The sequence below is a fragment of the Spirochaetota bacterium genome (assembly GCA_034190085.1).
Classification (GTDB): domain Bacteria; phylum Spirochaetota; class UBA4802; order UBA4802; family JAFGDQ01; genus JAXHTS01.
Map to the genome: position 1 here is coordinate 68,681 of JAXHTS010000078.1, position 11,920 is coordinate 80,600.

The 11,920-nt window shown below is 37.1% G+C and carries 8 protein-coding genes; 6 read left to right on the top strand and 2 right to left on the bottom strand.

The annotated features are described in order from the left end of the window. The first annotated feature begins 1 nt into the window (after position 1). Positions 2 to 1,285 (top strand): O-antigen ligase family protein, encoded by a 1,284-nt coding sequence (locus SVZ03_16395; GenBank protein ID MDY6935785.1) that lies wholly within the window; start codon positions 2 to 4, stop codon positions 1,283 to 1,285. Between the two features lie 31 nt (positions 1,286 to 1,316). On the opposite strand, the gene SVZ03_16400 is transcribed toward SVZ03_16395, so the two are convergent. Further along, on the bottom strand, positions 1,317 to 2,276 hold the full coding sequence (locus SVZ03_16400; protein ID MDY6935786.1) for a class I SAM-dependent methyltransferase: 960 nt from the start codon (positions 2,274 to 2,276) through the stop codon (positions 1,317 to 1,319). A 271-nt stretch (positions 2,277 to 2,547) separates the two neighbouring features. Here SVZ03_16400 and SVZ03_16405 point away from each other — a divergent pair, with 271 nt between their 5' ends. From SVZ03_16405 to SVZ03_16420, 4 genes are all read left to right on the top strand, one after another. Continuing rightward, positions 2,548 to 3,852: a homoserine dehydrogenase gene (locus SVZ03_16405; GenBank protein MDY6935787.1), complete on the top strand. Its 1,305-nt coding sequence runs from the start codon at positions 2,548 to 2,550 to the stop codon at positions 3,850 to 3,852. Then, complete coding sequence (thrC, locus tag SVZ03_16410; GenBank protein MDY6935788.1) at positions 3,842 to 5,185, top strand: threonine synthase; 1,344 nt, start codon at positions 3,842 to 3,844, stop codon at positions 5,183 to 5,185. Before SVZ03_16405 ends, thrC begins: the two co-directional genes overlap by 11 nt. Positions 5,186 to 5,305: 120 nt before the next feature. Next, positions 5,306 to 6,613 carry an NCS2 family permease gene (locus SVZ03_16415; protein MDY6935789.1) on the top strand — a complete coding sequence of 436 codons (1,308 nt, stop codon included), beginning with the start codon at positions 5,306 to 5,308 and terminating at the stop codon, positions 6,611 to 6,613. A 378-nt stretch (positions 6,614 to 6,991) separates the two neighbouring features. Beyond that, complete coding sequence (locus tag SVZ03_16420; protein MDY6935790.1) at positions 6,992 to 8,956, top strand: carboxypeptidase-like regulatory domain-containing protein; 1,965 nt, start codon at positions 6,992 to 6,994, stop codon at positions 8,954 to 8,956. Between the two features lie 182 nt (positions 8,957 to 9,138). Here the strand turns inward: SVZ03_16420 and SVZ03_16425 are convergent, their stop codons facing one another. Next, the gene (locus SVZ03_16425) at positions 9,139 to 10,389 is read right to left on the bottom strand and encodes a diguanylate cyclase (protein ID MDY6935791.1); all 1,251 of its coding nucleotides are present in this window, start codon (positions 10,387 to 10,389) and stop codon (positions 9,139 to 9,141) included. A gap of 490 nt (positions 10,390 to 10,879) precedes the next feature. Between SVZ03_16425 and amrB the strand changes: the two genes are divergently transcribed. Continuing rightward, positions 10,880 to 11,701: an AmmeMemoRadiSam system protein B gene (gene amrB, locus SVZ03_16430; GenBank protein ID MDY6935792.1), complete on the top strand. Its 822-nt coding sequence runs from the start codon at positions 10,880 to 10,882 to the stop codon at positions 11,699 to 11,701. Positions 11,702 to 11,920: the final 219 nt, after the last annotated feature.

The following is an 11,920-nucleotide window of genomic DNA, read 5'->3' on the forward strand; positions in this document are numbered from 1 at the left end:
GATGTTTAAATCTACCAAACACTCCATGCCATACAGGGTCTCCTATCTCTTCTTGCTTGTGTTCATAATCACATCAGGAATATCGATTACAATCTCACAAGCCTCGCTTTTGGTTTCACTTATTGCATGGATATATGGTCTTTCCAGGAGGGAGGATGATATTGAGTATTATAAGAGTGGGATTGAAAAATACATAGTCTCCTTTGTATTTATATCAATAGCGCTGGCATTTTTTTCTTCATCAGTTTTTGACAATCTGCTTTATCTAAGGGATTTTTGGTTGATATCTGTCTTTGTGTTAATCTCTTCGTTAATAAAAACCAGAGATGACATTGTAAAAATTATTCGCTTGTTGATCTTTGTTGCCATCTTCCAATCCCTAGCTGGCATGGTGGGATATGCAACGGATATAAATTTTCTGAATACCTTCAAGCATGGAACAGGTTATCATAACTCTCATCTCAGCATGGGATATTTAGTAGGATTTCTGGGGCATCATCTAACCTATGGTGGTTATATGATGATGCTGACAATTCCATTGGTTTATCTCTCCTTTATAAAAAAGGGTGAAGGAGATCATCGAATATCAGCCATCTTAGTGAGAATTTCATCAGTTATCTCTATGGTTGCCTTGGTTCTATCATGGTCTAGATCCGCGATAATCGCTCTGCCCTTTGCGGTTTTCCCAATATTTTTCATACATAGAAAGGCGTTTTTAATAGTATTCACCTTGTTTGTGGGATTAACCCTAATGATTTTCTCTTTTTTCGGCCCAGCAAAAAATATTCTGAAAAATTTGAATAATGTTAGTTCACAAATACGAATACAAATTTGGAGTAACGCATTTAAAGTATGGCAGAAAAATCCCATTGTTGGAGCTGGTGGTGGTAATTATTGCGGTGAGTTTAAAAGGGTTGTTCAGGATAATCCGAAGGAAAATCACATTTTTCAATTATACTTCCCGACGATTGTAACCCACGCTCATAATGATTATCTTAATCAACTGGCAAGAAAGGGAATAATTGGATTAATAGCTTTTCTCTATATGCTCTACGGCATCCTTAGGTATATGATTATTAAAGTGAGGTCTTTGACAAACGAAGGGTGGCTAAAATATCTCTTTTGGGGTTTGTTCGGCTCCTATTGTAGTTTTTTGATAGCCTCTATGTTTCAATGCTATTATACGGATGAAGAGAATCTGGCGCTTTTTTGGTTTGCCATTGGTCTAATAACTTCCATCGTCAAGGTTATAGAGCTTGAGAAAGGGAAGGGGTTCATAGCTTAATTTCTGTTATCGCACTTCAATATGCATCTAACTATTTATTATACTGCCTTTGATCAGGCTTTATCGCCACTGCTAGTAATGTATGACCTCGTCCAATGTTGAACATTCTGAAAATCCAATCTATGTTAGATAATAGAAGAACAACTGTTCGTTTAACCATCCTCAATGCTGTGGCAGTCTTTGTGGGAGTTGAAGGTTTTTTCATTTCCTGAGATGAGGTATTTTTATTTCCCATACTATTGCTTCTTAATTTTTTAGTGATTCTCTTTACCCTCCAGAAGATATGTATTAGAAAGTCAGTTGATGTTAGGGGTTTTTCGATTATTTTTACTTCTTTAAAACCGGTCTTTGATAGAATAGTATTTAGTGATTTATGTGACCAGAGGGTGAAATGATGAGGAGGGAAGTCTGTCACAGTATCAAAGATTCGCGGATAACGATCAAATCTGGGAACACTAAGGCATATTTTCCCGCCAGGGGAGAGCAATTCGAAAATTGCCTGTATCAGGGATAATGGGGATGAGACATGTTCAAGCACGTCATAGATGGTTATTATATCCAAATCCCTCCATCCGGTATCATAGAGATCTTCCCATTTGCCACACTCGACGTCCTCAAGCTTATATGTATCCCTGGCTATTTTTACTGCTCTTTCATCAATCTCAATTCCAAATACTTTGAGTCCACTTCTACGAATTAGGGATAAGAATTCGCCATCGCCACAACCAATATCCAATAGGGTTTGATGTGGCTCAGGATTGCATAGTTTGAAAAAGGTCTGATATCTCCAGTCATTAAGAGGCATTGATAGGGTGGTACATCTTGACCGATTCTCATAAATGGAGGAACTTTCGTAAAAGGATTTGCCTGGGTCTTTCATTGGATTCGAAAACTGCAAATTACAATCAGGGCAGAATAATATCTCATAATTATAGTGCATTCTTACAAAAGAGATATTTCCATTTTCTTCGCATATAGGACAATTGTTCATTACATAATTTTCCAGAAATAGATTTATTGAATAAGGTTTCATTTACATGAGATGATCATGATGGATAGAGGTTAAATATTAGTTAATGAATTGTCAACAGTAATACTATTATTCCTTATGCATGTTGGGATACAGTGAATTATAAGATTGAGGTCATCTATTGTGATACATCCCAAATTGAAGCTATAGTAAAGTATGCTTGACATTCATATAGTGACATTATAGGTTTTGTTAATCATAACTAACTAGCAATATAAAGGTTTAGGTGGCGATGAAGATAGTTAATGTTGGATTGATCGGATTTGGTACGATTGGCAGCGGTGTGTATCAACTCTTAGAAAGCAACAGATATCTCCTAAGCAAGAGAAGTGGGATTGATGTTAGATTGAAGGCAATCTGTGATCTTAGGAAGGAGGAGATCAGAAGGGATGTAAAGGATATTCAGATAACAGATGACTGGAAAGATATAATCTCAAACAAAGAGATTGATACTGTTGTTGAACTTATCGGTGGCATTGAACCTGCGAAGTCCATAATTCTTGAATCACTGAAAAATAACAAGAATGTTGTTACTGCAAATAAAAAGCTATTAGCAGAAGATGGAAACGAAATATTTGATATTGCTGGGAAATGTGGGTGTCAGCTTGGTTTTGAGGCCTCGGTGGGGGGCGGAATACCCTGCATTATTTCTTTAAAGAATGGACTTGTTGCGAATAGGGTAATGGGGATCATGGGAATATTAAATGGCACATGCAATTATATCTTATCAAGGATGGAGGATGATGGGCTTCCCTTTGATGCAGCCCTGAAGGATGCTCAGCGGATGGGATTTGCGGAGGCTGATCCTACTTTCGATATTGAGGGTTTTGATTCTGGTCATAAGATAGCTATATTATCGATGCTGGCTTACAATAAGAGAATTGATTATAATTCGATATCTATTGAGGGTATAACCAAGATTAAAGAGATTGATATAGCTTATGCAAAAGAGATGGGTTATGTAATAAGGCTTCTTGGTCTTAGCAGGTTAGAGGCGGGCGATGAAGTGGATATCAGGGTTCATCCAACAATGTTACCCTTTAAACACCCGCTTGCTTCTGTTAGGAGTGAATATAATGCTGTTATGTTTATTGGCGATATGACAGGTCCAGTTAGTCTTTATGGGAAGGGTGCTGGTGGTCTGCCAACAGCTTCTGCTGTGGTTAGTGATATTATTCAGATTGCACAGGGAGGGATAGGGAGCGCTGCGGCGATCAATATTTCCAAGGATCTTAAATATTTATCTTTTCAGAAAAGAGTGTCCAGGTATTATATGAGACTCAACACTCTGGATAGACCGGGAATACTCTCGAAGATCTCCGGTGTTTTAGCGAGAAATAATATATCTATTGCCTCAGTAATACAAAAGGCAATTGATACGAGATATGTCCCCTTAGTGATTATGACTCATAAAGCACCTGAGGAAGGAATAATGCTCTCTGTCAAGGAGATTAATGATTTTGATTTTATTGATGGTAGTGTTACCCTAATTAGGGTAGAAGATTCATTCAGTGTTGGAGATTCTGATGAGCAATAGAAATTATAGCGCAGTCTTCCGTTGCATATCTGGATGTGATGAAGAATACTCTCTTGAGGAGATAGTATATAAATGTAAGAGATGCGGAAACCTGCTTGAAGTAGCACATGATCTTGAAAAATTGAATGACAGGTCATCGAGGGAGTGGAAGGCGCTTTTCGATAGCAGGATTGGCACTACATGGTGGCCTTATGGCAGTGGAGTATGGGGTAAAAAGGAATGGGTATGTCCTTCTATTGATAATGATAGTATCGTTTCAATGTTTGAGGGTAATACCAATCTCTTCTGGGCAAAGAGATTGGGAGAGATGCTGGGGATGGATGAACTCTGGGTAAAGATGTGCGGGAATAGTCATACCGGCTCATTCAAGGATTTGGGTATGACTGTCCTTGTGTCCGTTGTTAACCAGATGATTAAGCATGGCAAGAATATTGACGCTGTGGCCTGTGCCTCCACAGGGGATACCTCTGCTGCCCTTTCAGCTTATTGCGCCTATGCTGGTATCCCTTCGATTGTATTTTTACCAAGTAATAAGATATCAACCGCTCAACTTGTACAACCCATGGCAAATGGGTCAATTGTGTTGTCCCTTGATACGGATTTTGATGGGTGTATGAAGATAGTTCAGGATGTTACCAGAAGCTATAATATCTATCTTGCAAATTCAATGAATTCCCTTAGGATCGAGGGGCAAAAATCTGTTTCAATTGAGATGGTGCAACAATTCGATTGGGAGGTTCCAGATGTTATAGTTATTCCGGGTGGCAATTTAGGGAATGTGGCTGCCCTTGGGAATGGATTTAAGATGATGAGAAAGCTCAAACTCATCCAGAGGATTCCACGAATTGTGCTAGCCCAAGCTGAGAAGGCAAATCCATTATATCTTTCATATAAAAAGGGTTTTAAGGATTTTGATCCAATAGTACCTGAGAAGACCCTTGCATCAGCAATACAGATAGGTAATCCTGTATCTGTACAAAAGGCTATCAGCACGCTAAAGTATTTTAATGGAATAGTAGAACATGCCAGTGAGGAAGAACTCGCTAATGCCGCTGCTATGGCTGATAGAACAGGATTATACTCATGTCCTCATACAGGAGTAGCCCTTGCAGTACTTATAAAGCTATTAGAGAAGCAACTTATATCGAAGAATGATCGCACAATCATTATCTCTACTGCTCATGGATTAAAATTTTCTGAATTTAAGATAGCCTATCACGAATCCAGTCTTGATGGAATAAATAGCAGGTATGCCAATAAACCCATTGAGCTTGAGGCTGATTCAGATAGAGTTATTGAGATTATAGAGAGGGAACTTAAAGAAAGGTTCTAAATCCTTGAATCTCTGGTATTTTAGATATATCAATGCAGGCGAGTACAGAGGGTGAAGGGGCTTCCCATTACTGCTAAGCAGCATGTTTAATAATGAAATGATACCATTAGGAAAGGTCGGATGAAGCTATTAGATAGGTATTTTAAAATTACTGAAAGGGGATCATCAGTAAAAACTGAGATAATTGCAGGAATTACTACATTTGTTACTATGGCCTATATTATAATCGTTAATCCAAAGATTCTGGAAGCAGCTGGAATCCCCTTTGGGGCTTCAATGGTTGCTACGATTTTAAGCGCCTTCTTCGGAACACTACTAATGGGAATTTATGCAAAACGACCCTTTGCAATTGCGCCCTATATGGGTGAAAATGCATTTATAGCATTTACTGTCGTAAAGGTCTTAGGATATAGCTGGCAGACTGCTATTGGCGCTATTTTTATTGGTGGGATTCTTTTTACACTCTTAACAATTTTAAAAATACGAAATTGGTTTGCTAATTCGATACCAGAGGGTTTAAAGATTGGATTTGCCGTGGGGATTGGCTTATTTTTAAGCTTTATTGGTTTAAATGAGACAGGTATTGTAAGATTAGGGGTGGCAGGAGCCCCAGTTCATGTTGGAAATTTTCATAATCCAGCCGTACTCTTATCAATATTTGCATTTTTATTTATAGGATTTCTATTAATAAAACGGGTAAATGGTTCAATACTCCTTGGTATGATCCTTGTTACCTTCCTATCCTTTCTATTTAACATAACCGAATTGCCAGATAAATGGCTGAGTATGCCACCGAGTCTCGAACCTACTCTATTCAAGCTTGACATTATCGGCGCTTTGACCTGGGGATTTTTTTCTGTTATTCTAACGGTCTTTGTTATGGATTTTGTTGATACCATGGGCACATTGATTGGTGTCTCTTATAGAGCGGGTTTGTTGGATGAGAATGGAAATCTGCCTGAGATCGAGAAACCGATGCTATGCGATTCCCTTGCAACTGTTGTTGGGGCTTTATTGGGAACAACGACTACAGGCACTTTCATAGAATCTGCGACTGGTATTGAAGCTGGCGGAAGGACTGGTTTAACCTCTATCGTAACTGCATTATTATTTCTCTTGGCGCTCTTCTTTGCGCCCTTTTTTACTATAATTCCTGCATGCGCTTATGGCCCTGCCTTAATCATAGTTGGGATGTTGATGCTTTCACCCATATCTAGAGTTAAATTTGACGATTTATCGGAAGTGATTCCAGTCTTTACTATAATTCTCATGATGTGTTTTACATATAATCTTGGTATAGGCATGACAGCAAGTTTTATTGTTTACCCAATAATTAAGACTGTATCCGGTAAGGGAGGAGAAGTGCCACTAGGAATATGGATATTGGGAGCAATATCTATAATTTTTTATATCTTTTTCCCTTATTGAGATGGATATTTTCTGCAAAACTGTATCGATTATTAAAGAGAGTCAATATAACATGTCGTTGATGCTGAAATTTAGCTCCGTTAAACTGCGCAAAATTCAACTTAACTCGGGTGTGAATAGTACTTATCATCTATATTGTTAGATATACATTATCCTAGTAGATTACACTCGCTATTTTATTTACTGCTATAAAATATCAACATTTTTAATAATTATTAAAAATTATGTTTGATTTATTAAGTAAATTTACATCACTTGTCTATAATAATTTTAAATGGAGTAACAATTCTTCATAGAATTGAGTCAGTAGCTCACATATCCTAAGAGAAAATAGTATTTTGTATAGATGTTAAATGAGATTATACAGGAGGTTTGATCATGAATAGATTTAGTTCGTCTCAAATATTAGGATTTATAAATGGGCAAGGAGTAAAAAGAAGCGTAGTATTAAACATATTTTTAGCGATAGCTATTAGTATAGCCTTTGGATTTATTCATGGATGTGGTTGCGATGATGATGACGGTAGTCCGTCATATGTAATACCTTCAGATCAACTGACGATTTCCGGACATGTTTATCTTAGTCCTGGAGGAGCGCAGTCTCAACCTGAGTTAATCCCTGCTGATGGGGCTCAAGTCACTGCCAGCACGGATTTAAATAATAATGGTGTAATAGATTTCAATGAGAGCGCGACAGTGCTGGCAGACAACGAGGGTAGCTATAGAGTTGCGGCTCCAACAATGATTGGAAAAAAAATTGTACTGTCCTTTTACAAGGAGGGTTATGCAAAACTCTTGAAGACGGTTGAAGTTAATTCGTTGGGTGAAATTATTCTGGATGGATCTCTTACTAAGATGGATCCATTAACCAAGGATGACTTGGATAGATGGAGAGATGATGCAGGTACAGTTGAGGTGAGTGGAATAGATATATCATCCGGTTATGCAAGGGTTTTCAATCCGGTTACAGACACAGACAGATTTCCTGGATCATTTTCTGACCGTGATGGCAATATGCTTATCTCAGGGGTATTTACTGCATTTGAGTTGAATGATGCAAAGGGAAAAAGAATTAATAGGCTTAAAAATGGCGAAACTGCAGAGATACGTATGAAGGTTCCTAAGGATACATGGGATGTCATTCAGGATCTCACTGCCGGGAATGGCCAAATTGACGTGCCTATGTATTATTTTGACGAAGCAAGCGGAGAATGGATTCGGGATGGGCAAGGTTGGCTTGAAAATGGAGACCGTGCAAAGATTGATGAGGGTCAGATCGCAATCATAAACAATAAAAGCTTTACGGGTGAACTCTTCGCAGTATCAAATGTATCACATTTTTCATATTGGAATGTGGATTGGCCGGTAGATTCCCATGCCTGCATAAAAGGGCGAATTGTTGATACCAGCGGTAATCCTGTTGCAGGTGCTACTGTAAATGTGGAAGGTGTAACTTATTCTGGAAGCTCATCTCCTCAGACAACTGACATAAATGGAGAGTTCTGTGTAGATGTGATGCGTTCCGAGGGACCTGGTGAGGATGTTGATAATGATGGAACCAATGAGGAGACGCAGAGTGTTCTAATTTCTGCGACATCCCAGGGAAAGATGTACCGATTCACTGAGATTGATGTAACTACGGAACAGGGTTCTTGTCCCGATGGCTGCATGGATATTGGTAACCTCAGTATGAATGCTGATAATGAGGTCGAGATTTCAGTGTGTGAGATCAGTGGACAGGTTACAAAAAATGGATCACCCGCTGATGAAGCTTTTATCTTTGCACTGGATGAAACATTGAATCCGGATTTATTGATAGATTTTTGCAATCCCTTTGATAATTGTTACTATTTCACAACAAGTGATTCAAACGGAGATTTTTCCGTGTCAGGCGTGTATGCCACAAAATTAAATCTTATGGCTTGGTGGCTATTCACCGATGAGACATTCTATGTGTACTATACCGCACAAAAAAATCTTTTTTACTGTCCTAGTGAGACATTGAATTTGGATTTAGAATTCCAATATTGTTGGGCAATGCTTTCGGTTAGTTATAATGATGTGAATAAGTATATTAGTTGGTCTCCCATAGGGGATATGCAGACAATAATTGTTTATGACGGCTCAACCTATGAAATCAAATGGTTTATTAATTCGGAAAATGGTGGATTCCCTTCGCCAGTCACTTACCCAAATGTGCCAGGTGGAGCCACGCAATTGATCCCAGAAATTGGAACAGCAGCATCAATAGAGTCAGGTGATATGATTAGCGTCTACTCAACAAGCGGAGCTGAATATGATGGGCACGAATGTGTTTCCTTTGGTGATTTTATAGTTGAATAATCATTGTTATCACTGAAATCGTCTATATAAAAGAAAGTAGGATCTAATATACACTAGTTCAATAAGCGGGATTAATTATTATATAAAGGTAAGGCAGATGTTTCGGTATGATTTGCCTTACCTTTATTATCCTTTATATTTTATTTGGCGTGTTATTCGAAATACTTGATTTTTTCGTTCTATTACTTAATAAGCATTACCCTATTCCTGCCACCCTCTTTCGCTTTATAGAGCATTGAATCGGCCTGTTCGATCATGTCCTCTAACGAATCCATCAATTTGATACAAATACCAATGCTTACTGTAATTTGTATCTTTTTAAAACCAATATTGATAGACGTTTCTCCAATTTTTTTCCTAAGTCCATTAAAGATCCTCGGTGAATGTTCGTGATCCATATTGGTTGTTAATATGCAAAATTCTTCACCGCCAAAGCGTGAAACAATATCAGATTCTCGAAATGATTTTTTTAGTATTTGTGATAATTGCTTTAATACCTCATCCCCGGCGGCATGTCCATAGGTGTCATTAATCTTCTTAAAATAATCTATATCAATCATTGCCACAGTAATCGTTATCTGCTCTCTCTTTGAGTTGGTAAATAATTGGTTGCCTAATTCAAAAAAGTATCTGCGGTTGTAAAGATCCGTTAAATAATCCTTGTTTGAGGAATTTCTAAGCGCATTGATATGCTCAATCATTTCAATATTTTGTGTTACTCTACAATAGAATTCCTCTGTTACAAAAGGTTTATCAATAAAATCATTGGCCCCGTTTTTAATAAAACGTGCAGATAGGGTATTGTCACCTTTGCCAGCAATCCCAATTATGGCTAGCTCTTCTTTAGAATACTTCTCTCGAACCTCTTTTATTAATTGAAATCCATCCATATTGGGCATATGATAGTCAGTGATAATCATTTTTATATCTGGATTATCTTTAATAATCCCAAGAGCCTCGTTCCCATCAGAAGCCTCAAATACATTATATTTATGCACTTCTAATAATTTTAGAAGATGTATTCTAAAAAGACGATCATCATCAACAACAAGAACGTCAATTGACTTATTTCGACTAATACGTCTAATAAGAGAGACTATATAGTCAAGATTATGAGAGCCCTCCTTGAGAACATAATCGATAACCTTTTTGGACCAGATATATTCTCGCACATCATCACTTAACTCTCCAGTAAACACGATAGAGGGTATGTCTTTTGATAATACGAAATCAACAATTTCTCCATTTGGAGCATCAGGAAGATATAGATCTAATAGACTAATAAAAAAATTTGAATTATTTTCTTTAACAAGTTTAATAGCATCTGAGTAACTCTGTCCCCACTTAACCCTTAATAGCAATTCTGACTCTATCTTTTTTTTTATCGCAGACGCAATTAATTTGCTATCCTCAATCAGCAATATCTCTGCCACATAGTCCTCCAGTATGATGATATATCCTTAAGGAATACATCTGCCCGTTCAAAATTAGTAAATTAATTTATAATATAGTTAGTTTATAATCTTGAATGATTATGGTATATTGATTTATTTGTAGATTTTTATAAATTTATCATAATAGAATGTTAATAGCTTTGCAAGGATTTTTATTATTAGTATAGAGTACAGTAACTGCTCAATAGTTCAGTAATTCTAAGATGATTTAGGATGTTTCATAAAAACATCAATTTAGCATCAAATAATTTATGAAAATAATTGGATTTAGTGATATGATTCAATTTGCCTATAGATCAATTCTAAATTAAATCCCTAACCTCAATTGTGAAAAACATTATGAATAGATGATTTTTTCTTGAAATTTAGATAGTATGCAGATAATAACCATAAAGAAAGGATTGATGCAATTTATGTTGAATAAAGCAAATAGGGTACTATTTGAATAATTATAAATATGGAGGCAATTATGTGGCATAGAAGACCTGTTGTTGCCGGTTCTTTTTATTCTTCTAATCCAAAAGCGCTGGGTGATGAGATAGATGAGTATCTGAATCTTGCTGAGAAAAAGAGCATTGATGGAAAAGTTATTGGGCTGATCTCTCCTCATGCAGGATATGTATATTCAGCCCCTATTGCTGCCTATTCATATAAACATCTAATGAATTCTGACATCCAGATCGCTATTGTCCTTGCTCCGTGTCATAGGGGAAGGTTTAACGGGGCTTCTGTTATTCCATCAGGTGTATATGAGACTCCCTTTGGAGAGGTAAGTATTGACAATTTAATCGGAGAAAAACTTATAAAGCAAACCCATTTCGATTTTTTCAAGGAGGCGCATAATTCTGAGCATTCATTAGAGGTTCAGGTTCCTTTTTTGCAGAGGACTCTTCAGAATTTTACACTCGTTCCAATTATTATTGGAACAACTGATCTTGATCTTTGCAGAGCTATTGCTGAGGAGATATCAGATGTGCTCGTCAATGAGAAGAGAAAATTTATAGTTGTAATTTCCACTGACCTCTCTCACTATAAAATGTATGAAGAGGCCTGCAGAATGGATAATATATTTATCGAAGATATAAGGAGTCTTGATGAGGTAAGTCTGTATAATACATTGCACAGTGGAAGAGCAGAAGCCTGTGGACAGGGCCCTGTTCTCATTGGATTAATATTATGTAAAGCCTTGGGCGCGACAAAAATTGATATTTTAAAGTATGCAAATTCCGGGGATACTGCAGGGGGTAAAGATCAGGTTGTCGGATATTTATCTGCAGCAATCATTAAATGAGTCCTCTCTGATTTATTGTCTAATACTTTTTGTTATACTGATATTAGGCTATGAAAAAATACTAATTCTTAGAGAGGATTATAGTACAATATCTACTTAGAGTCTATTCCAGTAGGGAGTAATATTTGCCGATACTTTCATTAAGAGACATAATATTACTGGAGGATATCGTTATGGGTTTAATATCAAAATCTGATGGATGGCATTTACCTGACTCAT